At 61.2% G+C, this 24,227-nt stretch carries 23 protein-coding genes; 11 read left to right on the top strand and 12 right to left on the bottom strand.

Annotation, left to right across the window (positions count from 1 at the left end; all coding sequences use genetic code 11):
- The gene (locus QYM46_RS03140) at positions 1-1,050 is read right to left on the bottom strand and encodes a hypothetical protein (RefSeq protein ID WP_432790823.1); all 1,050 of its coding nucleotides are present in this window, start codon (positions 1,048-1,050) and stop codon (positions 1-3) included.
- Positions 1,051-1,129: 79 nt separating this feature from the next.
- Entirely contained in the window at positions 1,130-1,792 is a 663-nt protein-coding gene (locus QYM46_RS03135) for a TetR/AcrR family transcriptional regulator (protein WP_432790822.1), read from the bottom strand.
- A 242-nt stretch (positions 1,793-2,034) separates the two neighbouring features.
- Here QYM46_RS03135 and QYM46_RS03130 point away from each other — a divergent pair, with 242 nt between their 5' ends.
- The 5 genes from QYM46_RS03130 (at position 2,035) to QYM46_RS03110 (ending at position 5,084) form a co-directional block, all read left to right on the top strand.
- The gene (locus tag QYM46_RS03130; protein WP_039209161.1) at positions 2,035-2,346 is read left to right on the top strand and encodes a general stress protein; all 312 of its coding nucleotides are present in this window, start codon (positions 2,035-2,037) and stop codon (positions 2,344-2,346) included.
- Between the two features lie 96 nt (positions 2,347-2,442).
- A complete protein-coding gene (locus tag QYM46_RS03125) occupies positions 2,443-2,640 on the top strand; it encodes a CsbD family protein (protein WP_432790821.1) in 198 nt (65 codons plus the stop codon).
- Positions 2,641-2,724: 84 nt separating this feature from the next.
- A complete protein-coding gene (locus QYM46_RS03120) occupies positions 2,725-4,185 on the top strand; it encodes an alpha,alpha-trehalose-phosphate synthase (UDP-forming) (RefSeq protein WP_432790820.1) in 1,461 nt (486 codons plus the stop codon).
- Positions 4,148-4,582 carry a hypothetical protein gene (locus QYM46_RS03115; RefSeq protein ID WP_152609634.1) on the top strand — a complete coding sequence of 145 codons (435 nt, stop codon included), beginning with the start codon at positions 4,148-4,150 and terminating at the stop codon, positions 4,580-4,582. The genes QYM46_RS03120 and QYM46_RS03115 overlap by 38 nt, the downstream gene beginning before the upstream one ends.
- A gap of 10 nt (positions 4,583-4,592) precedes the next feature.
- Positions 4,593-5,084 (top strand): CinA family protein, encoded by a 492-nt coding sequence (locus QYM46_RS03110; protein WP_432790819.1) that lies wholly within the window; start codon positions 4,593-4,595, stop codon positions 5,082-5,084.
- A gap of 98 nt (positions 5,085-5,182) precedes the next feature.
- Here QYM46_RS03110 and QYM46_RS03105 read toward each other — a convergent pair whose 3' ends face one another.
- Together QYM46_RS03105 and QYM46_RS03100 are read right to left on the bottom strand one after the other, a co-directional pair.
- Positions 5,183-5,515: a hypothetical protein gene (locus QYM46_RS03105; protein WP_039209154.1), complete on the bottom strand. Its 333-nt coding sequence runs from the start codon at positions 5,513-5,515 to the stop codon at positions 5,183-5,185.
- 213 nt (positions 5,516-5,728) lie between these two features.
- Positions 5,729-7,078, bottom strand: coding sequence for an NAD(P)/FAD-dependent oxidoreductase (locus QYM46_RS03100; protein WP_432790818.1), 1,350 nt, complete (start codon positions 7,076-7,078; stop codon positions 5,729-5,731).
- A 344-nt stretch (positions 7,079-7,422) separates the two neighbouring features.
- Between QYM46_RS03100 and QYM46_RS03095 the strand changes: the two genes are divergently transcribed.
- On the top strand, positions 7,423-8,115 hold the full coding sequence (locus tag QYM46_RS03095; RefSeq protein WP_166827730.1) for a mismatch-specific DNA-glycosylase: 693 nt from the start codon (positions 7,423-7,425) through the stop codon (positions 8,113-8,115).
- On the opposite strand, the gene QYM46_RS03090 is transcribed toward QYM46_RS03095, so the two are convergent.
- Complete coding sequence (locus QYM46_RS03090; protein WP_200885296.1) at positions 8,036-8,395, bottom strand: LysR substrate-binding domain-containing protein; 360 nt, start codon at positions 8,393-8,395, stop codon at positions 8,036-8,038. The genes QYM46_RS03095 and QYM46_RS03090 overlap by 80 nt on opposite strands.
- 339 nt (positions 8,396-8,734) lie before the next feature.
- Here QYM46_RS03090 and QYM46_RS03085 point away from each other — a divergent pair, with 339 nt between their 5' ends.
- From QYM46_RS03085 to QYM46_RS03070, 4 genes are all read left to right on the top strand, one after another.
- Positions 8,735-10,075, top strand: coding sequence for an NAD(P)/FAD-dependent oxidoreductase (locus tag QYM46_RS03085; RefSeq protein WP_432790817.1), 1,341 nt, complete (start codon positions 8,735-8,737; stop codon positions 10,073-10,075).
- A 46-nt stretch (positions 10,076-10,121) separates the two neighbouring features.
- A complete protein-coding gene (locus QYM46_RS03080) occupies positions 10,122-10,898 on the top strand; it encodes a BPL-N domain-containing protein (protein ID WP_432790816.1) in 777 nt (258 codons plus the stop codon).
- Positions 10,899-11,139: 241 nt separating this feature from the next.
- Complete coding sequence (locus tag QYM46_RS03075) at positions 11,140-11,943, top strand: YceI family protein (RefSeq protein WP_432790815.1); 804 nt, start codon at positions 11,140-11,142, stop codon at positions 11,941-11,943.
- Positions 11,944-12,081: 138 nt separating this feature from the next.
- Complete coding sequence (locus QYM46_RS03070) at positions 12,082-13,005, top strand: LCP family protein (protein WP_432790814.1); 924 nt, start codon at positions 12,082-12,084, stop codon at positions 13,003-13,005.
- A gap of 25 nt (positions 13,006-13,030) precedes the next feature.
- On the opposite strand, the gene QYM46_RS03065 is transcribed toward QYM46_RS03070, so the two are convergent.
- The 7 genes from QYM46_RS03065 to QYM46_RS03035 are packed head-to-tail and all read right to left on the bottom strand — an operon-like array spanning position 13,031 to position 22,164.
- A complete protein-coding gene (locus QYM46_RS03065) occupies positions 13,031-13,921 on the bottom strand; it encodes a DUF6270 domain-containing protein (protein ID WP_432790813.1) in 891 nt (296 codons plus the stop codon).
- Positions 13,918-15,225: an ABC transporter ATP-binding protein gene (locus QYM46_RS03060; RefSeq protein WP_432790812.1), complete on the bottom strand. Its 1,308-nt coding sequence runs from the start codon at positions 15,223-15,225 to the stop codon at positions 13,918-13,920. The genes QYM46_RS03065 and QYM46_RS03060 overlap by 4 nt, the downstream gene beginning before the upstream one ends.
- Entirely contained in the window at positions 15,212-16,093 is an 882-nt protein-coding gene (locus QYM46_RS03055; RefSeq protein ID WP_432790811.1) for an ABC transporter permease, read from the bottom strand. The genes QYM46_RS03060 and QYM46_RS03055 overlap by 14 nt, the downstream gene beginning before the upstream one ends.
- Complete coding sequence (locus QYM46_RS03050; protein WP_432790810.1) at positions 16,090-17,835, bottom strand: glycosyltransferase family 4 protein; 1,746 nt, start codon at positions 17,833-17,835, stop codon at positions 16,090-16,092. The genes QYM46_RS03055 and QYM46_RS03050 overlap by 4 nt, the downstream gene beginning before the upstream one ends.
- On the bottom strand, positions 17,832-19,193 hold the full coding sequence (locus tag QYM46_RS03045; RefSeq protein ID WP_432790809.1) for a glycosyltransferase family 4 protein: 1,362 nt from the start codon (positions 19,191-19,193) through the stop codon (positions 17,832-17,834). Before QYM46_RS03045 ends, QYM46_RS03050 begins: the two co-directional genes overlap by 4 nt.
- Positions 19,190-20,227 carry an MraY family glycosyltransferase gene (locus tag QYM46_RS03040; protein ID WP_432790808.1) on the bottom strand — a complete coding sequence of 346 codons (1,038 nt, stop codon included), beginning with the start codon at positions 20,225-20,227 and terminating at the stop codon, positions 19,190-19,192. Before QYM46_RS03040 ends, QYM46_RS03045 begins: the two co-directional genes overlap by 4 nt.
- The gene (locus QYM46_RS03035; protein WP_432790807.1) at positions 20,227-22,164 is read right to left on the bottom strand and encodes a polysaccharide biosynthesis protein; all 1,938 of its coding nucleotides are present in this window, start codon (positions 22,162-22,164) and stop codon (positions 20,227-20,229) included. Before QYM46_RS03035 ends, QYM46_RS03040 begins: the two co-directional genes overlap by 1 nt.
- 740 nt (positions 22,165-22,904) lie before the next feature.
- On the opposite strand from QYM46_RS03035, the gene QYM46_RS03030 reads away from it, so the two are divergent.
- Positions 22,905-24,167 carry a nucleotide sugar dehydrogenase gene (locus QYM46_RS03030; RefSeq protein ID WP_432790806.1) on the top strand — a complete coding sequence of 421 codons (1,263 nt, stop codon included), beginning with the start codon at positions 22,905-22,907 and terminating at the stop codon, positions 24,165-24,167.
- Positions 24,168-24,227: the final 60 nt, after the last annotated feature.

Genomic DNA, 24,227 nt, shown 5'->3' with positions numbered 1-24,227 from the left:
TCAGGCGGTCTGGCTGACATCATCTGTGTCCGGGTCATTGTCGGTGTATACCCGCTGTCGCATCCGCTGTCCGTGAGTCAGTCGCTTCACATCTACGTCGGAGTCGAAGCTTGCGCCGATACCGCCGGCGACGACGCCCATCGCTGCGCTGAGCCAGGCGAGGTCGAGATAGTTGGCGACCATCGCCTTCTGCTGGATCTGGGCCGTCATGAACTCGGGATCGATGACGATGAGACCGCCCAGCAGAATGAGGCCGACCAGTCCCGCGTAGAGCGCGAGCACGGTGATCAGCAGGGTCAGGACGGTCGAGAGGTTGTAGTACATCACCACCGTGGCCAGGCTATCGCTGCGTGGTTCGTCCCAGAGTTTGTGGTTGATGATCAGCCAGGTGACCATGACCAGGATGGCGGCCGCGCCGATCGACAGCAGCCGCGTGGTGGACAGATAGGTCGACATCTGCCAGATCGAACTGTAGAAGATGCCGAAAGCTCCTGTGGCCGATGCCGCGGCGAGGGCTCCAGAAAGCTTCGGGACGGTGCGCCACGGGTCGTTGGCCATCGTCATTCCCAGAACCAGACGTGGGCCTCCAGTGAAGGTGTGGGCGTGCAGCGACTGGTGCTGTGCGTCTTCGTTCCTCGACCAGTCGGACCAGCGCAGCAGAAACCGGCGGGTCGTGTCTTCGGGATCCCACGGCACCAACTTGTTGACCGAACTCATCAGCACTTTGATGATGCGGCGCTTGGTCGACCATGCGCCAAGAGTGGGACAGGACACGATCGCTAAGTTGCTGTCGGAATGGACCTCGGCGATCAGCGGGTCGCCCTGAGTATGGCGCGGGATCTCGGTGAGGATCAGAACGATGTTGACGTCCGGGTAGTCGGCCCGAAGGTCCTCGACAGCGCTGAGGTCGAGTTCGCTTTCCGGTGTCAAACGGATGGTGTCAGTCGCCGTGTACAAGGTCGTTGTGACCCCATACGCGTCTTGCAGAAGCCTTTCGAGTCGTTGATGAATAGCGGCCGCTCGGCGGCTGGGCAGGCCCGGGTCGGCCACGAGAAGGACCTGGAGGGCCTCTGAAGAGGTGTCGAGCATATTGATCCTTCTCAGCTCAGTGAGCTGTCTGAGGGTATGGCTAATTGGTTGGTGAGAGGCGGATGCGTTCGATGAGTTCGTCGAGGGCATCGTCGAACTGGCGTTGGCGATGATCTTCGCTGAGCAGGTCACTCAGCTCGTTCACGGTGGGATACTCCGATAAGTCGGAGTCGTCATCGGGCCTGTCGTGATCGTCTTCGTCGGTGATGGCGAAATTCGTGGAATGGACTTGCAGGAGCAGATCCCCGATGAGAAAGCTGGTGAACGATTTGTAGGCACCGACCGCGGCCGCATCGGAGAACTCGAATTGCTGCAGTGTGGAGAGGAACTCTTCGACCCAGCGCAGGCTGCGCAATGGAGGACGCAGCCACGGGGCTTGGGACGGTTGCGTGGCGATCAGGGGAAAGATCCCGGGATGATCGAGCGCCAGTTCTTTCGTCGTATTGGCCACCCTCTGGAGATAGTCCTCCCACGACGACGGTGTCTGCCTCATCAGCCGGTTGTCGAACAGACTGTCGATGAGAGCTTCGACCATCGCTTCGAGAAGATCTTCGCGTCCGGAGACATGCCGATACAAGGCCATGGCTTCGACCCCCAGGGACTGCCCGAGTCGTCGCATGGTCAGCGCATCGAGTCCGTGTGCGTCGACGAAGGTGATCGCCGCTCGCACGATGTCGTTTCTGGTCAGACGATTCTGGGCCATGGGATCCTCCCTGCCCGAGTTGACAAATGTTGAACCTGCTCGCTCACCTCAGATGTCACACAGCCCAAGACCTCCTTTCACCCCTGAGGCGCGATTAGCGCGTAAACACTTTTACGCTATGCCGTCCAGGCTACATCGGGTCCGCGGCGACGAGAACCCCCTGCAAAATTCGCCGTAGGCTCTTCGCACAGACCCACAGTGTCTGTTAGCGTGATTACGTCGTAAACATGAAAGGAGTCGACATGAAACCCGCAGTCAAAGAATTCCAGGACGATACCGCACTGATGGATGAAGTGAAGCGCCAGGCGGCAGCGGGCATCGCCAAGGATGACCTCTTCGTCATCTCCCATGACGATGACCGCACCGACCGCGTCGCAGGCAGCGTCAACGCCAACGAACCCGACGATCTCAGCAATCTCGTGGGCACCCGGTACGACAAGAAGGGCGACGAGCTGCGTGCGATCTTCGAGGAGTTCGGCTTCACGTCGAACGAGTCCGACGACCTCGAAGAGAAGCTCGACCACGGCAAGATCCTGCTGCTGATCAACAGCTGAGGCACAGGTAGCCGGACACGTCTCACACAGAATCTCCCATCGCATCGGATCCCGCCTGCTTGCGCGAGACCGGTCATGCACGCGAAAGGAAGAAAGATGAACGACAGCTCCCCCGAAGTCGACAAGCTCAAGGGCTCCGCGAAATCTGCCGCAGGCAAGGCCAGCAGTGACAAAGGACTGGAGGCCGAAGGCAAGACCGACAAGATCCAGGCCGAGGGCAGACAAGCCGCAGAAGAGATCAGGGACACGGCTCGTGAAGCCGCCGAATCTCTGAGGAACGGTCCGAAGCACTGACGTTGCCCGGAGGAAGGGCGAGGACCAGGTTCTCGCCCTTCCGCTGCCCCGGCAGGAGAAGAACTCAACGAGTCTCAGCGGCAGATGAGTCAGAAGAGCGAGAAGAACATGGCAGAGACCAACCCTGAACATTCGTTCATCGTCCTGGCGAACCGCTTACCCGTCGACCGGCGCGAAGACACCTGGCAGGCCGCGCCGGGAGGCCTCGTCTCCGCACTGGCGCCGATGGTCAGAGCCGAACGTGGGGCGTGGCTCGGCTGGACTGGAGGCTTCGACGAAACGATCCCACCATTCGAATTCGACCAGATGTCACTCGTTCCTGTCCCTTTGACGGAGGCTGAACATCGAGCCTACTACGAGGGCTTCTCCAATGGCGTGCTGTGGCCGCTCTACCACGACCTCATCGTCACTCCTCAGTACCATCGCACGTGGTGGCGCGCATACGAGGCGATCAATTCCCGGTTTGCGCAGGCGGCCGTCCGATCGGCCGCCTTTGGAGCCACCATCTGGGTCCACGACTATCATCTGCAACTGGTTCCGCACATGATCAGGCTGCTCCGCCCCGACGTGCGGATCGGCTTCTTCAACCACATTCCCTTTCCCCCCGTCGAGCTGTTCGGGCAGCTGCCCTGGCGCAGAGAAGTCGTCGAAGGTCTGCTCGGAGCCGACGTCATCGGCTTCCAGCGCAACTCGGACGCGGAGAACTTCCGGGCGGCGGTGCGTAAATTTGCCGTCGATGCCGATGCCCCGCCTCCCCTGATCGAGGCTTTTCCCATTTCGGTCGATACCGAAGCGATCCGTCAGGCCGCTGACTCGGAGGCGGTGGCTCGAACGGCGACCCAGATTCGCCGCGATCTCGGCGATCCGGACATTCTGATGCTGGGCATCGATCGTCTCGACTACACCAAAGGCATCCCCCACCGCCTCCGGGCGTTCGATGAACTCCTCGATGACGACCTGCTCTCACCGCAGACGACGAACTTCCTGCAGGTGGCTGTGCCCTCTCGCGAGGGCATCGCAGCCTACCAGGACCTCCGCGACGAGGTGGAGCGACTGGTGGGACGGATCAATGGTCGTTTCGCGACGCTGGGGCGAGGCATCGTCCAATACTCACACCATTCGTATTCGTTCGAGGACACTGTGGCCCTGTACCTCGCCGCCGATGTGCTCGTGGTGTCGTCCCTTCGCGATGGGATGAATCTCGTCGCCAAGGAATTCGTCACCGCCCGCAGAAATCGAGGCGGAGCGCTTGTGCTGTCAGAGTTCGCAGGCGCCGCCGATGAACTCGAGCAGGCCACCATCGTCAACCCCCATGACATCTCAGGGCTGAAGACCGGAATGCACCAGGCCGCAAGCCTGGACACCGTCCAGGCACGAGAGCGCATCGCAGCGATGGCGGCAACGGTCGAAGACCATGATGTGCACCACTGGGCCCAAAGGTTCCTCACAGCTTTGCAACCGTCCGCGCCGCTCGGTCCCGCAATGGGGAAGTCAGCGACTGCCCATCGTGACCGAGCCGCGCAGAAGGTTACATCTTCTGATTGACGACGCAATCGACTCAATCGGCGGCGTCCCGCTCACGAGCTCACCCCGCGGCGCCCACCTCATATCCGAATACTTCACTGAGAGAGACATGAATTCCTACATCCTGCTCAACAACCGCGAAGCCTCCAAATACGATCTCTACCTCCCTGGCAGACTCGTGGCGGCTCTCCACTACAATCTCGACCCTGCCGAACACACGATGATGTTCGTCTACTGCGAAGCGATTGAGAAGACAGAGGCGAACAAACACTGCCGGGAGCTGATGCGACAGGCGACTGAGCACACCAGGAACCGCCGTCTCGAACTCACCATCCCCTGCCCCATCGCGCGCAGAGCCCTCCAAGAGGCTTTGGCAGAGGTCACGAGCACCGATGATCTCGTCCCCGCCGAACGGTGAAACTCAGGCCATGAGCAACGCCGAAGAATACCAAGATCGCGCCGCCCGTATCGCTTCCGAGCTGGGCGAACTGTGCGAGACCCACCAGATAGTCGTGGGTGTTGCCGAGTCACTGACAGGTGGCAAGATCGCCAGCCAGCTCGCCGCTGTGCCGGGTTCTGGCAATTGGTTCGCGGGTGCTGTCGTCGCCTATTTCAGCGATGTCAAACATCAGCTGCTGAGAGTCCCGCGGGGGCCAGTCATCTCGCAGACGGCTGCCGAGAGTATGGCAAGTTCTGCGTGCACCCTTCTGGGCTCCGATGCCGCCGTGGCCGCTTCCGGCGCCGGGGGCCCTTCGGGCCAGGAGGGGCAGGAGCCAGGCACGACATGGCTTGCTGTCGCTGTCGGCTCGGAAGTGTACTCCGAACGACAGATCTTCTCCGGCGAACCAATCGAGATCCTCGCTCAGACTCAGGAACGGGCGCTGGCACTATTGCGGGACGTCCTGCGCGAAGCGATCTGACTCATCAGGGGTGTGGCGGCGCGGTTTGAAGCAACAGGGGAATCGTCCTCTTCACCCGGGTATCAAGGAACCGCAGACGGTGACGACTGCTTCGACTTTCAGGCCAGCCCAGAGGCGATGTAGTCGTCAAGCTTCCCCGCCTCCCGGGCCGCTGCGACAGCCAGTGCCTCGTTGGGGTCTTCGAGATGGATCACCAACGCCGCGTCATCGTATGCTCGACCGGCGCAGATCATCTCGCCATCGTGCTCACCACCGTCGGTGATCCAGACTTTCAGATCCTGCTCTTCCAGCGCATCCCAGACATCCGCTGCCTGCTGCTCGTAAGTGGGAGAGAAACGCTCAAAGACCTTTTCGACATCGTCACCTGTGGGAGCCTGTGCCCGCCCAGGTCGGGGAAAGTCGGGTCGCGTCGTTATCTTTTCTGTGCTCATGGTCACAATCTAGCAGTCCAACGGTTCCGCGACTGCCCCTCACATCCGACCAGTTAGATAAGAGCAACCAGGCCACGCGATGCTCGATGCTCCCAATACTGACGGAGTCCAAGAAAGGAGTCACAGTCCAGGCCGGCCGTGGAGATACTCATCCAGCGCGTATTGAACCGGGCGCACCGTAGAGTGCGCCCGGTGAACAATCTCAGATTGGCCTCAGACCGTGGATGAATCGTCTGTTCGGGCATACCTGGCGATCTCATAGGCCTCCGGTCGATAGATCACGGCGTGAGGACGACTCGTCGTCAGATAGTCACGAGCCCAGGACACCACCGCTGCGGCACGTTGCTGCCAGCCTGAGAGAAGACCTGCGTGGACTGCCAGCCAGCCAAGGAACGCCGGCATTCCCTGCACTTGGTATCGGCGCGGAGTCAGCTCGGCCACCGACTGCCCTCGACCGATCATCGCCATATACCCCATATCGACAAACTTGAATTCGCGGCGGGGCCGTCCAGTCAGGTCGGCTCGAATATTCTCTGCCGCCCATCGGCCCGACTGTTTGGCGACCGAGCCCAACTGCGGCAGCTTCCGATCCTTGGCATCAACGATATTGGCGGCATCGCCTAAGACATAGACTCCCTGGCACTCCGGTGCCGTGAGGTCTTTGGCCACATCGATCCGTCCCCCACGACCGGTCGTGAGTCCGGCAGGCTCCAGTAGGTGCGAGGCTTTCAATCCGGCGGCCCAGACGACGATTTCCGCATCGATCTTCGTCCCATCAGCAAGGGAGATATCTGTATCGGAGACTTCCGAGACAGCACTTCCCAAATGCACCTTGACGCCGAGTTTCTCCAACCGGTTCCTGGTGTATTGCTGGGACGTCTGCGAGAAGGGCGGCAGCACAGTGTCGACCATGTCCACCAGGTGAACCGCGCACGACGAAGCGAAACTGTGCGAGTAGTACTTGCCGACTACGTCCCTGATGTTTTCGGCGATGGCCCCGGCAGTTTCCACACCATTGGGACCCGCGCCCACGACGGCAACCGTGAAATTCTGGTTTGTGGAGTGGTCGTGGTTCGCCGATGCTCGTTCCAAAGCTCCGAGCAGTGCTGATGACAATCGGGCGGCGTCGTCGACCGAATACAGGGGGTAGGCGTGTTCTTCCGCTCCGGGAGTATCGAAGAAGTTCGGCTCCGCACCCGAGGAGATCACCAAGATCTCCGCTCGGTAGCGCACACCGTCTGCGGTGGTGACCGTTTTCTTCGCTGCATTGATCGCAACTACTTGCGCCGTGCGAATTGTGACATGCTTCCGCTCCCGGTGGAGGATGGAGCGCAGGGGGCGAGCCACCGTTGAAAGGGCGATCTGGGCGGTTGCCACTTGGTACAACAGGGGCTGGAACTGGTGATAGTTGTTCTGATCGAGCAAGAGCACGTCGACTCCGGCCCGCCCGAGGCGCTTGGCTGCTTCGAGGCCAGCGAATCCGGCGCCGACGATCACGACTTTGTAGGTTCGTGACACGGAGTCCTCGCCCGCGGTCCGTTGATCGGTAGAAGTTTCGTTCATGCTGTCTGTCCTCCTATGGCATGCTGTCGAGCAACCGTTTCGCAGACGCAATCGCTGGGGCTGGTGTCGTCTCGCGTTCTGTGAACAGATGCGCCCGCAACCGGGGAAGATAGTTGAAGCTCTTGACCAAGTCTGTCAGCGATGACGTGAACGCGATAGCCCCTTCGACTCGACCGGGAATCCTCCGCTGGGAATTCCGCGCGAGCGATGAAATGAAGCTCTGCCCCCACCGAACTTCGAAACGGAAAGCGCGGCTTGGAGTGAGCCTCAAGCACTGAAGCTCCGTTCGGATCCGCATGCGACCCAGTCGGCCACACTGACAGGCCGAGAATTAGACTGAGCGCATGCACACGAGTGTTCCAGACGACTGGCAACCCTGGCGCACGCCGTCATCGCTGGAGGGACGTAGACCCGGTCGGTCCGACCTCGAACGGGCCAGTCTTTGCGGCAGGGGCCGTGAAGACGTTCTCCCCTACCCAGACGATGAACTGTGCAGGGGAAAGATACGCCTCCTCATCGTCGGGATCAATCCGAGCCCGTGGACCATTGCCGTCAACGCGCCCTTTGCCCGACCGGGGAATCGCTTCTGGCCTTCGCTCCATCGCGCCGGGGTCACTGAAACCGTGGTCGACGCATCTCGCGGGTTGAGCAGCGCAGATGAGAGGATGCTCGCGGAGCGCGGCCTCGCCATGACGAATTTGGTCTCTCGGCCCACCGCCCGAGCCGCTGAGCTCGATGACGCTGAACTTCGCCGCGGTGGCCAGAGGACGGTGAGTCGAGTGAGCACTCTGCTCCCCCTCTCCGTAGCCGTCGTCGGGATCACGGCCTTCCGGAAAGCGTTCGATCTTCCTCGTGCGGTGGTGGGCAGACAGGACACCAACCAGCTCAATGGTTGGCCTGATCAAACCTCTTTATGGGCTCTTCCCCATCCCAGCGGGCTGAATGCGCATGAGACGCTCAGCAGCCTCGCAGAGCATTGGCACAAGGTGTGGGCCGACGTCGAGGGAGGCGCCGCGAACCGGGCCAAACCGCGGTGAGAGGGCGGGTGATGCCACTCCCCTCGAACGGCACACGCAGCAAATGACCACGGGCGAGATGACCCCGTAAAGCGAGTTCGCTCAGTATGGCCGGACCAGTATCCGAGGCGACGGCGACTCGGACCGCCGCATTGCTGCTGAGCACCAGAGCTGGTTCGACTGGCACATGATCAACGAGGAGATCCCGCGCAGCCTCATACGTTCCCGACCCGGGTTCCCTCGTCACAAGCGCGGTCGCGGCCAGTTCTTGCAAATTGATCTGCCCTCTTCGTAGGGCCATTCATATCGGGGTCCGATCGCCACCAGCAATTCGTCTTAGTGGACCACATGACTGTGCAGACCCACTGGAACATGTGATTCTTCGATGAACCCCAGCTGAAGATGTCCCTGTGAGTCCCGCTCCGGAGGAAGCATTCGCTGCTGCGCAACTACTCCATCTCCGGACACTCCCGGTTCCTGCTGGAGTCGCCGCGATCCGCGGCATTCCCGTTGGCGAGATCTGCATCAGCCGTCTTGGACATCTCCGCTATCTTTCGAGGTCGTCGGCACGCCCGCTGTGACCTGACTCGGCGTTCTCGGTCTCTGAGTTCCCGCTGTTCTGATGACTCGATGTTTCACGGTGGCGCGACGCGTATGCTGGTGTCGAACCGAGAAGAGGGGAATCGTGGACGCCGACGTCGTAGTCGTGGGAGCAGGTCTCGCGGGCCTGCAGTGTGCCAGACGGTTGCAGCGCAACGGTTTGACTGTCCAGGTCTGCGAATCGAGTGATGATGTGGGCGGTCGCGTGCGCACCGATCGAATCGACGGGTTCCTCTGTGACCGTGGGTTTCAGCTGCTCAACCCCGCGTACCCTGCAGTGCGCGCTTTCATCGACGTCGCCTCACTGGACCTGCAGACTTTCGGGGCAGGAGTGATGGTCCGCAAGGGACAGCATCTGACCACGCTGCGCGCATCCTTGAGCCGACGTGGCACCGAGTCATCCGGTTTGAGTTCCGGACTGCTCAGACCGAAGGAGATCCGCGGACTTCTGCGATGGCTCGGTCCGACTCTGCTGCGGCCATCGTCAGCCTCGCGCGCAACGCGGGACTCAACTCTCGCCGAATCTTTGGAGGCTGCGGGAGTCACGGGAGCTTTGCGCCGAGACGTCATCGACACGTTTTTGGCCGGTGTGCTGGCCGACAGTACTGGCGCGAGCTCGGCGAACTATGCTCGACTGCTGATGAGATCATTCGTGCGCGCGATCCCCGGTCTGCCCAGGAAAGGCATGGCGGCTCTACCCGAACAGATGGCGGCTTCTCTCGAAACGCCCGTGCGCGTGAACACCGCCGTACGAGACCTTCGCGAGACCGATGATGGTGTGGAAGTCGACACCGACCAGGGACGGATACGAGCGCGTGTCGCTGTCACCGCGGTCGGTGCTGAGGATCTCGAGGAACTGACCGGCGAGAAGACTCCTCCTACACGCGGACTGACGACCTGGTGGTTCCAAGCTCCGGAACCTCCTCTCGAGGATCCGCTGTTGGTGCTGGATGCCTCGGCTCCCCAGGGAGGCCCAGATGGGCCCGTCTGGCACACGGCAGTGGTCTCAAATGCAGCACCGAGCTACGCGCCTGCGGGATCGGCGCTCATTGAGGCAACGACGCTGCTCGATCGGCCCGATGGTCTGGCCGACGAACGGGAGATCCGGCAGCATCTCGAACGCATCTACGCCACGTCGACGCGCCGGTGGCAGGTTCTGATCAATCATCGGCTTCCGCACGCACTGCCGGCCTCGGCTCCCCCTCTGATCGACCGATCGGTGCAGCGGATCTCCGAGAGAATATTCGTCTGCGGCGACCACCGTGACACCGGCTCGATCCAAGGCGCTTTGGTCTCCGGCGATCGAGCCGGGCAGGGAATCGCCGGAATCCTCTCATCTGCCTCCCGCCGTTCCGACAACGAACCTAGTGCGAAACGGTGATCGCAACCTGCGGAACTCCCCCTGTCTGTGTCCGAGGAGTCCGGGCATGCCCCGGGCCAATCATCGTGACCACCCCATCCGACGGGCTGTTGCGGCCCTCCTGACCGGTCTCTTCACCGCGACTGCCTCCGTGGGCTGTGCCGCCGCAAACAGTTCAAGTCTGGATTCCCTGCTCGTGGCCGTGTACCGCGGTGAGGCCGCGTGCGACGGGTGCCCGGAGACGGTCGCACAACGGCTGAGAGCCTCGTTCGCCGACGCCGAGGTGGTCTTCATCGGTCGCGATGAACGTCTGCCACTGCAGGCCGATTCCCTTGCAGAGGTGGACCTCTACGTCCAACCCGGTGGCGGGGATGACATCGACGCTGCCGCCGACGCGCTGCCGCCTCGATCCGTCAGGGGCCTTAAACAGTATGTTGCAGACGGCGGTCGTTATCTCGGTCTGTGTATGGGTGCCTACCTGGCGGGACCGGTCGCGTTCGGCCTCGTCGACAGGGATCTCGACGGTGAGGTCGGCCGCCCCGAATTTCCAGTCACTGACAGCAGAGAGACCGTGGTCGACGTCGCGTGGGAGGGGCATCATCGCCAGACGTTCTTCCAAGAGGGCGCAGGCCTTCCTCCACCCGAGGATCGCGCCGACGTGTTCGCGCGCTATGGCAATGGCGATATCGCCACAGCACGCTACGACCACGGTGACGGTATGGCGGGTCTCATCGGCCCGCACGCCGAGGCCGACCAGACGTGGCTGGACGAGGCGGGATTTGCCGATCCGGACGGAGACGACTGGAATTACGCCGTCCCCTTCGTTGAAGCGCTGTTGGACTGACTTCTCCCCGACATCGAATGCCGGTTCTGTGACGGGAGTTCTCCTGAAATCGTCCGGTCGCCGACTCGACGTCAACGCGACCTCGCCGAGCTTACCCTCGGCGAGGTGGCACACACCCGACCGCCCGTGTAAGACTACGTAGGCGATTGCTTTTTCAATGATCGCTCGATCTGCGAATTGGCACACCGACTACGACAGCCTCCCCCACAGGAGCGCGGAGGAACCGAAGGAGCTATCCCCCATGACAGAAAATCCTGGGATCACAGGTCATTGGGACATCGATCCCTCACATTCTCGACTGGGATTCTCCACACGCCACGCCATGGTCTCGCGTGTGCGCGGAGCGTTCAATGATGTCTCCGGTTCGGCCGACATCGCCGAGGATCTTGCCGACTCGACCGCCGAGGTCATCATCCAGACCGCGAGCGTCGACACCCGCAGCGAGGGCCGCGACGAGCACCTGCGTTCGGCAGACTTCTTCGACGTGGAGACCTACCCGGAGATCCGTTTCGTGTCCTCGGCCATCGATGAGGTCGACGAAGGCTCGTACATCGTCACCGGTGAGCTGACGATCCGTGACATGACGAAGACCGTGTCCGTTCCCCTCGAGCTCATCGGCGTCGAGACCGATCCATTCGGCAACCTGCGCGCCGGCCTCGAGGGCTCGCGTCGCATCGACCGCAAGGACTGGGGCGTGACATGGAATACGACGCTCGATTCCGGCGGCGTGCTCGTCAGCGACAAGATCACCCTCGAGTTCGAGCTCTCCCTGATCAAGAACCTCGCCGAGGCGGCCCCCGCCGATTCGTCCGAAACCGCCGATGAGGACGAGGCCTCCACCGAGGCACCGGAACCCGCCCCCGAGGCAACTCCCGCGCCGAATACCCCGGAGTCAGCCCCGACCGCTGAGCCCGCCGGCAAGGAGTTCCCTCCCCCGCCGCCGGTCAAGCCCGCCGACAAGCCCGCAGAGAAGGCCGCGGCGCCTAACCAGCCGGATGCTCAGTCATCCGGGAACAGCTTAGGAAAGCTCTTCGGCCTCCGCTGAATCCAGCGCACGTCCGCAGACGTCAGCGGCCCGATACGGCAGTCCTCACCGCGGATGAGATCGGTACACGAGCCGATCTCACCCGCGGCTACTATTGAGACCAGCACCAAATGACCGGACAGAGGAAGTAGGACTGCCATGGCCAAGCTGACGAAGATGGTTTCCGCCATCGGTTCTCTCAAGGACCTCAACTCCGCCCGCGCCGAGTTCGATGACGCATCGAAGACCATTCCCACCGAGGCTGCCTTCCCACCCGCAGACATCCGTCCCACCGCGGACGACTCCCGCACCCTGATGCTTCGGGTGACGAATCCCGGAAACCCCGCCGAGGCGGCTCCGCAGTCATCGAGCCAAGGTGACACTTTCGCTGTCATCCATGTTCCCGCCGCCGGTGAATTCGCTGCCGTGCTCGTGCTCAACCCCTCCACACAGATCGAGGCAGGTCAGACGTTCGGCACCATCGCCGACGAGGGCGGGTGGCCGGTCGTCGTCGCCATGGTCGAGGAGTTCCTCGGCATCCGCATCGATCACATCGCACAGCTGGAAGCAGACGCGCTCGGTCGCGTCATCGATGAACTCGGTGGCCTGCACGTCTACAGCCGCGCAGCGTTCAGCGCCGGCGGCACTGATTTCGTCGAGGGGACGAATAACCTCGACGGAGCGACATCGGCGATCTTCACTGCGGCAGACCCGGTCGATGATGCCGGCCAGACGCGAACCCGCAATCAACGTGCTGTCGTGCGTGCGCTCGTTCAAACACTCAAATCAGGTGGGCTGGTCAAAGATCCGAACAAGGGCGCGGCGGTGCTCGGACATTTCGCGTCGGGCATTCAGCGCAACGCCGAGCTGACCACGAGTGAGCTCGTCAAGATCGCCAATGGCCTCCGCACCTTGCAGACGGACGATATCGCGGTGGTCACCGTGCCCACGAACTCGCGTCGCGAGGAAGACGGAACGGTCATCATCGACTTCGACCCCGAAGCGGTGCCGGCACTTAAAAACGTTCTGGCCAGCAACGACGTCGCAGACTTCTTCCGTTATCTCGTGTCTTTGGGGTACTGAGACGTGCAGTCTCGCATTCGCCGTGTCACTCGGCGTGAGTCGACGACGTGCCCCGCTTTTCCACCAGGTCGCGGACGCTTTGCACGATCGACCTGTAGTCCTCGTCCCGGTAGTGGAACGGCTGGGGCCCCCATTTGTGGTCTCGGTTGATCCGGACTTGGCTGCTGGCCCTTGTGACTGTTGACTTCACCATAGACTGAGCGAATCTGCGGTATCGGACATAGTCTGCATTGGCAGCGACGGCCCTATCCGCATATTCTTCTGCTTCTGTAGGTCTGACGTCTCGCAGGCTAGTCAAGGCTTCGGCGATCCCTTGCCCACGCGTCACTCTGCGGCTAGCTTCGCGGCTACCACGTTGCAGCCGTCGCCAGCTGCGACCCAGCTTCGCCAGGCTGTCGCTTTGCGGATGCTGGGCACCATCAACGGCTCCAGCCCACTCGATGTCGAGCAGAATAGTCTTCTCCCACAGCCCAGCGCCCTTAAGCCCATCAACAAGCTGGATAAAGCCAGACTTCCATCGGCCGAAGTGTTCTTCATCTCCGAATTCAATGAGTCGCGCACCATTCCGACGTGCTTCGCGGGCAGCACCACAGGATTCGACTTCGATCGAATTCGTCATGGTCGTACCGTCAGGAAATTCCCAGAACCCCCGTCGTTCGTCGACCAAGTCGAGGAGAACGACCTCGAGGTCGCTCGCGGTGTGAACGATCCGTTCGAGACCTGAACCATGAAGATCGTTAGTGACCATTCGCTCCTGGAAAGCGGAGGTCAGTTCACTCAGATCGATTCCGGCTGCCCCGTGCGGAGATTTCAAACTCGTCACCGAGTGCCTGGCCACGTAGGCCACAACTTCAGCTTCAGGCATGAACTCTGCGGTGTCACGACTCACACAGGAACCGAAGATCGCGACCTTCATCGGCGCGAATCCTGGTGGACAACAGATGCTTCATCTTCCTGCCGCAAGCGCTGCCGCTCCTCGTATCGTTCATCCGCGATCTTGCGTGCGCGCGATGCGAGTCTACGGCGGGTGAAGTCATCTGCGGCAGCAATTTCTGACGCACGATCGTCAGGATTCGCGGCCCGCAAGACCACGCGCTTCTTACTGGGGCTCATCCGTAGTGGCGGGGCATCGGAGATTCGAGGGGCGCTCACTGCTTGCGAAGCTGGTTTGGGTAGAGCCGGGAACTTGGCCTTCGGCATCTCGGTATCGAAGGATTCCGGCCAGACCTGTTCGTCAGCGGCGGCCAACATCGGGGTCGGAGTCTCTTCGACTACTTCGACCGTGTCCTGGCGCTTCACATGGCGGGCCCGAGAGGCCTTCATCTTAGACGGGCGCGCTGCATGCCGCGGAATGGGATTCTTGATGAGTTCGGGTTCGAGGATATTGATCTCTTCTTTGACGGCGTTGCTCATCACATCGGCGAGGAGTTTGTCGGCGATATCTTCCTTACCCTTGGCAACATTCCACGCCCACCACCGGTATTTCTCTGCAACAGCCTCGGCGGGGCCATTCATGAGGATTTCGCCACGGTGCATCCACACTGCACGAGTGCACAGCTCCTGAATCACCTTGGCAGCGTGGTTGACGAGCAACACCGTTCCCGCTTCAGCGAGAAGTTCGTCCATTGCACGTTCACTTCTCTCGGCGAAGGTTGCGTCACCTGTCGACAGTGCTTCGTCGATGAGCAGAATCTTCGGACGCGCAGCCAACGCGATGGCAAATCGGAGTCTGGCGCCCATACCCGACGAGTAGGTTCCCATCGGCCGGTGGATCGCCGAGCCCAATGCCGAAAGTTCAACGACATAGTCGAAGGCTTCGGCCGCCTCTTCGGGCGACAATCCCATGGCCAGGCAGCCGAGTCGCACGTTCTCGCTTCCTGACAGCGCTGGCTGCAGGGCTGCACTGACACCGAGCAGAAGAGGCTGGTATCGGACGAGAATGCGGCCGCGATCCGGCTGTTCGACTCCAGCCACATTTCGCAGAAACGTCGATTTGCCGGATCCGTTAGTCCCCACGATGCCGACCATCTCGCCCTCACGAGCGACGAAGTTGACGCCGCGGAGAGCACGAACCGTAGTCTGCCCCCGGCGACCGGCAACCGCGTTCGTCAATCGCCGAATTCCTTTGGCACGGTGGCTCGGATCGTTGGTGTTGACCGTGTATCGTACCTGAACATTTTCGGCAATGATTGTCGGATCCTGAATTTCAGAGTCGGCCATAGTCTTCCTCCCCTCTCCAGAAAAACAGGAATCCAATAACGAGCAGGCCGAATGCCCACAAAGTCCCGATGATCCACATCTTCGGATCAGACTCGACTCCATAGAGCAGCGAATTGCGCACCAGCGACAGATACGCATGCATTGGGTTGTACTGCATTGCTTCCAGAAGCGCTGGGTGTTTTCCCAAACGGTCTTCGATGGAGAAGAACACTCCTGAACCGTAGAACCAGAATCGGCTGAGTATCGACATTAGGTTCGTCAGGTCGGGGAACTTATGTCCGAGTCGCGCGAGGAAACATGCCAAACCCACGTTGAACAGTGTCTGCAGAATTATGACCGGGATGACGAGCACAGCTCGCCACGTGATGGCTTCAAGCGGCGGCACAATTGCAAGAACGATGACCATGACAAGCAGGGTCGGCATGAAATCCAGGAAATTGCGGACAACAGTCGAAATCGGCAGTGCCGCGCGAGGAAATTGAAATCCCTTGATCATCGAAGCACCTGATCTAATCGAAGCAGTCCCCCCAGTCATGCATTTGCTGGTAAACCCGAAGAAGAACACTCCGACCACTAGAAAGCCGATGAAGTTCGGAACACCGCGTGATGTCTGCAAGATGAAACCGAAGATGAACCAAAACGCAAGCACCAACATGAGCGGGTTGAGGAACAGCCAACCATAGCCGAGTAGGTTCTTCCTTGTCGAGCTCGACATCTTGGCCCGAGATTCGGCAATGATGAAGTGCCGACGATTCCAAAGCGAGGCGAGGTAGCTTCGCAGGCTCGTCCGTCGTCCGACGGGGACGAGGCCCTCGCTCGACACTGACGGTATCGTGCTCAGTCCCAGCGGGTTCTTCGTCTCACTCATCGTGCTTCAGCTCCCATGAGTTGAGAATAGACCTGCCCATATCGTCGACCGATTTCCTTCCACCTGCGAGTTGCAAGAACGTGTGCTCGTCCATTGTCCCCGAATCTTGCCCGTGCCTTGTCATCGGAGGCGAGCTCAGACAACAGTTCCGCAAGTTTCTGCGGATTCTCCGCCGGTGTCGACAAGCCCGCACCGTCCGGAACAAGTTCGCGCAATGCAGGCACGTCCGAGATGACAACGGGCCGTGCAAGACCCATCGCTTCGATCGGTTTGATCGGAGTGACCAGACGACAGACCGGTTCGTCCTTGCGCGGCACGACGATGGCATCGAGGGCGAGTTGGTACTCAATTGCCTGAGCTTGAGAGACCCGTCCGGTGAAGACTGCGTTCTCCCCCAGCGGTGCTGCACGTTCCCGTAGTTCCGGCAGAGCGACACCGTCGCCGGCGATCAGCAGCCGCAGGTCCGTGCCTTTGCTCCGGGCCAGGATGACGGCATCGACGAGGTCATCGAGGCCCTCATAGCCGACGATCGACGCCGCCGTTCCGACCCACACCCCGTCATCGGGCAGGCCGAGGCTTCTTCTCACTTCGGCCGGAATTCGGGTGACATCAGTGTCGACGACGGCTTCGGAGACCGAGTTCGGAATGAGTGTGATGGTTTCTGCCGGCACTCCCCCGGCGATCAGGTGCTCACGCATCGTCTCGCCAAGAGTGATGACGGCGTCGGCAGCCGATGCGACTTCGATCTCCTTGGCCCGCATGAGCGCGAAGCGTTGGCTGTCCCGTCGTGCGGAACGCTCTTCCGGACTGCCGCCTGCAGCCGCCCATGTCTCTTCCAGGACACCGCGGACTTCGTAGACCCACGGCAGGTCCGCTGCTGCCGCCGCCGCTCCGGCAGCCAAGCCGTTGACGTAGTGCGTTGTCGTGTGCAGGATCTCAGCACCACGTTCATGCGCCTCGGCGGCGATGCGATTCGCCTGCTCGCTCAGCCGTTCGGACGGCGTGGGACGGGGTCTCAACGGCACATCACGGATGTACTCGACGCCGTCGACGACCTCGACCGGCGCCTGGCTCAGGCGTCCGATGGTCACGGGATACGACGGGCGCGTGATCGCAGCCGTTTGATGGCCGGCCTCCGACAGAGTGGTGAGGATGGCATGTGACCGGTACGCATAGCCGGAGCGGGTATGCGGCAGAGAATTCGTCAGCACATGCAGCGCCGTCGGATGAGCATCTCGGTCATGATCCGCATGGCCGCGGGCCCGACGAGCCGTGATGTGACTCGAAACCTCGGGCCACCATTGAGACTGCAGACACTGTCGTTCATCGATCAGTCGTGTCCGGCGTGCGCCGTCAGGCAGAATTGCGATGGCTTCGTCGATGTGTCCCTTGGTCCACTCGATACGTGAACTCAGTGCGCAGGCACCGCGGACAGCAGCGGCGATCGATTCGGCTTCATCGAGGAGTCCCAGATTGAGAGCGATTTCGCCGAGTAGGCGTGAAGGCGAGGGAGAACCTGCGACCAATGACTTCGCCACTGTCTCTTCTCCGAGCAACCACGCAGATGCCGCCCGACTGGCATCGCCCGGCAAGCGTCCCAGCGTGTGTCCGACGAAACGCGAGGCAGGGCCCGGCAGGCGACGTGCCAACTGCATACCGAAGAACACGCGGTCATCGTTGATGTGTCCGACAGTCGTCACAACGACGTTCGTCAACTGCCGGGCGAGGAAGCGCAGGTTCACGAGACCACCTGCTCGAGGACGCGTTCGTAAGTGCGCCCCATTGCGGCGGCCGAAGCATGTCGAACCACCCAGTCGCGTGGGTTCTGACCTGCAGGCGGATTCGATCCGAACTCCTCACCGGTTTCGACTCGTTCTCGCATCCTCGACATCGCCGCGGCCACGGAATCGACATCACCGGGAACCGCGACTTCTCCCGCCGCGGTCTGCGTGATGATGTCAGCGGCCTCACCGGCAACGACTCCGAGGACAGGAATTCGACGAGCCATCAACGAATAGAGCTTCGACGGGACTGTGCATTCATAGGAATTGAGGCAGCTGAGGCTGACTAGTCCGGCATCTGCCCATTCCCAGTGGGCAGCGAGTTCGGCGCCTGCGATCTGGGGATGGAACTCGACCGGCACCCCATACGCTGCGGCTGCGGTTTTGAGCTCGCCGGTATCGACGCCGCCGCCGACGATGCGCAGTCGCACACCTTCGGTGCGGGCCAAGGCGCGAATCGAGGTGCTGAGATCCTGGGATCGACCGACAGTGCCCACGTACAGCAGGTTGAGCCCTCGGCGATCGGCAGGAGTCCTGCCTTTGACGGCGTCGCCGTCGGTGCCCGTCTCATCTGCGGTAGGGACCAGGGGGATTGCTCCCGTGGCGGTCAGGCCGGATGCGCCTTCCAACTCCGCCGGTGAGACTCCGCTGCGAACGACCTCTGCGGTCACTCCACGCTGTTCCAGGCGACGTTTGAAACCTTCAGTAGTGACGACGACGACCGCCGCACGCCGTTGGGCACGAGTGAGCAGGTCCGGCAGCAGTCGATGTTCGAGACGCTGCGTCAGCGTCCCGGGAAGATATCGCCCGACCGCTCCCGTCACCAAATTCATTTCCGAAATGAGGTCCGGCCACGCATCGCGCACTTCAGCGACATGCGGCACTCGCAGAAGTCGCGACAGGGTGTCGCCCGCCAGCAGAAACGGCAGTGCCGGAGTCGTGGAGACGATGACGTCGGGACGCATTCTGCCCCTCAGCCGGTCAATGACCGCCGACATCGCACCCGTCGCCGATACCGTCTGATCGAGCAGCTGACGAGCCATCGATGATCCGCTATGCAGGTACGGCACGCGAAGGATTCGCTCACCGTCGACGCCGGTGTCCCAAGTGCCGCCGAGTCGCACGTCGACTCGATGACGCCCCCGCCCGACCTTCGATCCGAAGAACCCGTTGCGGTCGGAATACGGGTAATGGGGATGCGGCGCCACCGTGATGACATTGTGACCGGCAGCGCGCAGGTGGTCGACGAGGATCCGCCACCGTCGCTGCGGTGCACCGACCTCGGGGTAGTAATAGTGGCTGAGCAGAACGATTCTCATGCGGTCGTCGCCTCCTTCAGCGCCCGTCGCCGCAGCCACAGCGGCAGCAGCGCATAGAGGGCGAGCAACCCGACCCAGAACACATGGGCCGGGTACGTTGTCGCCGTATTTCCGCTGATGAGTGTCGGGACGGCCATAATGCAGGCAAGGACGCTCAATGCGGCGTGGAAGAGCGAAACGGAACTGTGTGGCCAGCCCGCCTGCTGGATCCGCTGGTAGATATGTTCACGATGAGGCAAGAGAATATTCTCTCCCCGGAAGAGCCGTAGGACCAAAGTGAGTCCGACGTCGAAGAAGACGAAGATCATCGGTGCGATGATAACGACGATCGGGACGCCATGAACGAACAGCCAGACCGCGAGAGCGAATACAGCCGCTCCGATTCCGTAGCTTCCCGTGTCTCCGAGGAACGCCTTGGCCCGACCGAGGTTGAACGGGAGAAACCCGACAGCGGCGCCGGCCAGCGCCAGAGCAAGCAGTGCAATGTCGTTCTCTCCTACCCAGGAGCTGACGAAGGCGAACCATCCGGCAGTGACGATGGTCCACTCGGTGACATAGCCGTTGAGTCCGTCGACGAAGTTCACGGCGTTGACAGTGGTCACGCCGATGACCGCGAAGGCGATGACGTGAGCGATTCCCTGTGTTGAGAACATGGCGATGATCGCGCTGAACAGCAGAGCCAGGATCACCTGTCCGATCAGCCGCCCGGCGGGGCGCAGGGAGTCGAGATCGTCGCTCATCCCGATGGCCGAATAGCACCAGGTCAGGACCAGGAAACCGACAGGAAGGAGGATCCCGCCGAGGCCGAAGACACCGTCTTCGCTGACGGTCCACACCATGGCCAGAATCGTGGCCACGGTGATGCCGCAGCCGATGGCGATTCCCCCGCCGCGTACGGTCGACAGCGTATGCGAGGAGCGATGAGAGGGGACATCGACGACCCCCGCTCGGCGCAGCAGCGGAAAGGCGATGAGGGCGCTGAGAACAGTGACCACCGCGGCCACTACCAGAATCACCAGCGACTGCAGAGCCATCAGAGGCCGACTCCGGTGTCATGGGGGTCTGCGCCTGGCTCGGGGGTTCTTGATGTTGTCGCTGCCGGCTCGATGGCTTCCGTCGCGTCATCGGTGGCCGGTGCCGTCTCGAAGTCGAGGAGACGAGTCAGGTGCTCTTCGAGGCCCGACCTGTGAGTGAAAACCCGCGGGTCCCGAGATTCGGCGACCAGGGCACCGAGTTTCTCCAGATCGATCGGAGCGATCGGCACCTGAGTGATCAGCGGATGGTTGGGGCGGCTGTCGACCTCTCCGGGCGACAGAAGGGCTTCAGTCAGCTTCTCCCCCGGGCGCAGACCCGTGTAGACGATCTGCGCATTACTGCGACCTGACAGCGCTATCACTCTCTTGGCGAGGGCTGCGATGCGGATCGGTTCGCCCATGTCGAGGACCAAGGTCTCTCCGGGGCCACCGATCGCTGCGGCCTGAAGAACGAGTTCACAGGCCTCATCGGCGGTCATGAAGTATCGGGTGACCTCGGGATCGGTGACCGTGACGGGGTCGCCGGCCGCCACCTGGGCCACAAACGTCTCGAGTACGGACCCCCGGGATCCGAGCACATTGCCGAACCGCACCGACATATAACGTCGTCCGGTTGCCGCGGCCACAGCGGCGATCGCCCGTTCGATGGAGAACTTCGTCCGCCCCAGCACTGAGGTCGCACCGGCGGCTTTGTCGGTGGAGATGTGGACGAAGGCATCGACGTCGTGAGCCACCGCTGCATTGAGCAGATCGAGGCTGGCTCCGATGTTGGTGCGCACTGCCTGCTCCGGGAAACGCTCAAGGAAAGTCAGGTGTTTGAGAGCCGCGGCGTGGAAGATGATGTCCGGCTTCGCCTCAGCGACGAGGGAATCGATGAATGCCGGATCTCGCAGGTCTCCGAGGACGAGGTCATCACTGGTCAGAAGGGCTGAGCCCTCAAGACCGAGCTCAGTGGCGTGCAGGCCGGATTCGTCCCGGTCAGTCATGATGAGTCGGGCCGGATCGAACCGGGCGACCTGACGGCACAGCTGTGAGCCGATGGAACCGCCTGCCCCGGTGACGAGCACGACCTTGCCGGTGATCGCCGAAGCGATGTCGTCGATATTCGTTGAGATCGGTTTGCGTCCGATGAGGTCTTCGAGGCTGACATCTCGGAAGCTGCGGTGACGCAGGTCCGCGACGTCATGCGCGTCCGGCTCGGGACGGGCCAACGCGGAGTCCGAGAGTTTCGGCATGATCTTGATCTCGACCGGCCGGGATTCGAGATTCGACGCGATACGGGAGAGCTCTTCGGGCGGCAGGTCAGCGATCGCAATGATGACGGCCCCGGCTCCGGTGCGATCAACATGGGTGGCGATGTCGGCAATCGGTCCGAGCACGCGGATTCCGTTGTAGCGCAGATGCCGCTTGGCAGGGTCGTCGTCGAGGATGCCGACAGCGACGAATTCGTTGTGCGTGTCCTGAGCGATCATATCGAGGGCGAGCATGCCCTGGTTCCCCGCACCGACGACGATCGTGGGCCGGGACGCACCAGATGTGGTGAGGCTGCGTTGCCTCAAGTTGCGACGAATCCAGTTCTCGAGGCTCTTGACCACCACCATGAGCGCCCCCGCCGTGATCGGGACGCTGGTCGGGATGAGCAGTTGACTGGCGAGCGCGAATTCGGCCACCCACATGATGCCGACGCCCAAAGCAACGGTTCCCACGATGGCAGCGAACTGATCGGTTGAGCCACGTCGGTAGCGTCCGCGGTAGATCGCCAGTGGCCCGCCGACGAGGAAGACGATCAGGCCGATCGCCGAACAGACGAACATGCCCAGTGCGTTGACGAGCTCGGTGTGGAAGTCGTATCGCACCAGCGTCATCGCTACGACAAGGAACGCGAAGACGAAACCGTCGATGAGGGACAGTGCCATGGCTCTGCCGTGTCGTCTCATTGGGGTCCGTGAGGGAATGGGCTCTGTGTTGCTTCCCACTGTCCTCTTTTCGTTCTACGGGTCAGACAAGCGACCGGGCTTGCAGCCCTCGCGAATTACTCTCCAAGTATACTATTGGGCACGCTAGCAGTCTTACGTATTGGCATAAACTGACCTCCTGCAGCTCCCCGCAACCCAGACGAATGCAGTTCCTGATGGAATTCAGCCCCTGATCGCGGCATCTTTTCATCCATACAAACCAACTACGTGTGCACTGATGCGAAACCTTGCCACAAAACCAAGAGCGGGTGGCCAGATTCGTGAGACGCCCGCTAGCCTCAGTTTTGCCCCTCCAGACCGCCGCACCTGGTTGTGCTACCGCTGAACCATCGAACCTGAAGACCGCTATCCGACGTCGCAAGCGCGGTGTGTAACTCCGCCCAAAGTGTTCTTAGCGACCATCTGACATTATGCTCTAGAACCGTATCGTACGGTCAACCTAGGCAGTATGAAACCGGATTCCTGCGGCACCTTCGCCATTCTCCTCGCACAGCTACTCATCGAAATCTTACGCAGCGACACGGCGAAGAGGTCCTAACCTCGTTTCCAACCAATTCAAAGTGCCATGGCCGACTCGCAGCGCTAGTACTATTGCGAGTGCGCACATTTGTAGCGTTCCGAGAGTTCAACCTGCCCGCGCGGGTGCCGAAGCCACCGCTGACGAGAACCCACCAAACGAATCACCAGCAAGGAGAAGATGAATGGCTCACCAAACAGTCACGATTGTTGGGCAAGGCTATGTCGGCCTGCCCCTGGCACAAGCTGCGACGCGAAGCGGGTGGAAGGTCCACGGGTTAGATGTGACTGAGTCACTTGTGGACATGCTCAACAGTGGACGCTCGCACGTTGACGACCTCTCAGATTCTGAGATCCAAGAGATGCTCGACTTGGGCTACGTAGCGACTACCGATTCGGCGGTAATCGCGGAGTCCGACGTCGTGGTAATGTGCGTTCCCACCCCGCTCGCGGAAGGTGGCAGTCCTGACCTTGCCGCGGTCAAAGGGGCCAGTCGAACAGTGGGGGACAATCTAACTGCGGGCACGACTGTGATTCTCGAGTCCACCACGTACCCCGGAACAACCGACAATCTAGTGCGGCCCATACTGGAACTTGCTTCCGGCCTGGCGGCCGGTGAGGATTTCAACCTCGCCTACTCCCCGGAGCGAGTAGACCCTGGATCGAAAACGTTCGGGATCAAAAACACGCCCAAGCTCATCGGAGGAATTGATGATGCGTCCACGCAGTCCGCGGCCGCATTCTATCGGACGTTCGTTGATAAGCCAGTCCCGATGACCGGCACCAGAGAGGCCGAGACCGCGAAGCTTCTCGAAAATACCTTCCGACATGTGAACATTGCATTGGTGAATGAGATGACCAAGTTCTGCAAAGAACTGGATATCGACATTTGGGAAGTGATTCGCGGCGCGTCTACGAAACCGTTCGGATTCATGAAATTTACCCCGGGACCCGGAGTTGGTGGTCATTGCATCCCTATCGACCCGAACTATCTATCGTATGAAGTGCGAAACCAGCTCGGATATCCATTCCGATTTGTCGAACTAGCGCAAGAGATAAACAACTCCATGCCGCGATACGTAGTCGACCGCGTATCGGAGCTACTCAACGAGCATCGGAAACCCATCAACGGATCGGACATTCTGCTACTCGGTGTAACCTACAAAGCCGACATCGCAGATCAGCGCGAGTCGCCGGCAAAGCCAGTTGCCGAACTCCTCCTTGAGCGGGGAGCCAACGTTATGTTCCATGACCCAATGGTCGACGTGTGGAACCTAGAAAGCGGCGACATCACTCGCGAAGCAGATCTCGAAGACTCAGTCGTGAAAGCCGACGCGGTAGTAGTTCTCCAAGCGCACGACACATATGATCTGGGCGGACTAGCGTCCAAGTCCAAAGTCATGCTCGACACCCGAGGTTCAGCCCCTAAACCAGCCATTTGGCTCTGAGCCAATAGTTGGCCGAGCTGGCATTCACAGCACCCCAGCAGTCGCGCGGGCAGCAGGAAA

The sequence above is a fragment of the Brevibacterium sp. K11IcPPYGO002 genome (assembly GCF_050920635.1).
Classification (GTDB): domain Bacteria; phylum Actinomycetota; class Actinomycetes; order Actinomycetales; family Brevibacteriaceae; genus Brevibacterium.
The sequence above is the reverse complement of the archived record's forward strand: the minus strand, read 5'-3'. Positions and strand labels throughout refer to the sequence as shown.

Bases quoted from the DNA above. Each gene is read 5' to 3' on its own strand.
- QYM46_RS03080 (WP_432790816.1), top strand. From the start codon at position 10,122: ATGCCCCGGGCCAATCATCGTGACCACCCCATCCGACGGGCTGTTGCG.
- QYM46_RS03100 (WP_432790818.1), bottom strand. From the start codon at position 7,078: ATGAACGAAACTTCTACCGATCAACGGACCGCGGGCGAGGACTCCGTG.
- QYM46_RS03130 (WP_039209161.1), top strand. From the start codon at position 2,035: ATGAAACCCGCAGTCAAAGAATTCCAGGACGATACCGCACTGATGGAT.
- QYM46_RS03045 (WP_432790809.1), bottom strand. From the start codon at position 19,193: ATGAGAATCGTTCTGCTCAGCCACTATTACTACCCCGAGGTCGGTGCA.
- QYM46_RS03030 (WP_432790806.1), top strand. From the start codon at position 22,905: ATGGCTCACCAAACAGTCACGATTGTTGGGCAAGGCTATGTCGGCCTG.
- QYM46_RS03135 (WP_432790822.1), bottom strand. From the start codon at position 1,792: ATGGCCCAGAATCGTCTGACCAGAAACGACATCGTGCGAGCGGCGATC.
- QYM46_RS03105 (WP_039209154.1), bottom strand. From the start codon at position 5,515: ATGAGCACAGAAAAGATAACGACGCGACCCGACTTTCCCCGACCTGGG.
- QYM46_RS03055 (WP_432790811.1), bottom strand. From the start codon at position 16,093: ATGAGTGAGACGAAGAACCCGCTGGGACTGAGCACGATACCGTCAGTG.
- QYM46_RS03035 (WP_432790807.1), bottom strand. From the start codon at position 22,164: ATGAGACGACACGGCAGAGCCATGGCACTGTCCCTCATCGACGGTTTC.
- QYM46_RS03120 (WP_432790820.1), top strand. From the start codon at position 2,725: ATGAGTCAGAAGAGCGAGAAGAACATGGCAGAGACCAACCCTGAACAT.
- QYM46_RS03060 (WP_432790812.1), bottom strand. From the start codon at position 15,225: ATGGCCGACTCTGAAATTCAGGATCCGACAATCATTGCCGAAAATGTT.
- QYM46_RS03110 (WP_432790819.1), top strand. From the start codon at position 4,593: ATGAGCAACGCCGAAGAATACCAAGATCGCGCCGCCCGTATCGCTTCC.
- QYM46_RS03095 (WP_166827730.1), top strand. From the start codon at position 7,423: ATGCACACGAGTGTTCCAGACGACTGGCAACCCTGGCGCACGCCGTCA.
- QYM46_RS03070 (WP_432790814.1), top strand. From the start codon at position 12,082: ATGGCCAAGCTGACGAAGATGGTTTCCGCCATCGGTTCTCTCAAGGAC.
- QYM46_RS03125 (WP_432790821.1), top strand. From the start codon at position 2,443: ATGAACGACAGCTCCCCCGAAGTCGACAAGCTCAAGGGCTCCGCGAAA.
- QYM46_RS03065 (WP_432790813.1), bottom strand. From the start codon at position 13,921: ATGAAGGTCGCGATCTTCGGTTCCTGTGTGAGTCGTGACACCGCAGAG.
- QYM46_RS03075 (WP_432790815.1), top strand. From the start codon at position 11,140: ATGACAGAAAATCCTGGGATCACAGGTCATTGGGACATCGATCCCTCA.
- QYM46_RS03090 (WP_200885296.1), bottom strand. From the start codon at position 8,395: ATGGCCCTACGAAGAGGGCAGATCAATTTGCAAGAACTGGCCGCGACC.
- QYM46_RS03040 (WP_432790808.1), bottom strand. From the start codon at position 20,227: ATGGCTCTGCAGTCGCTGGTGATTCTGGTAGTGGCCGCGGTGGTCACT.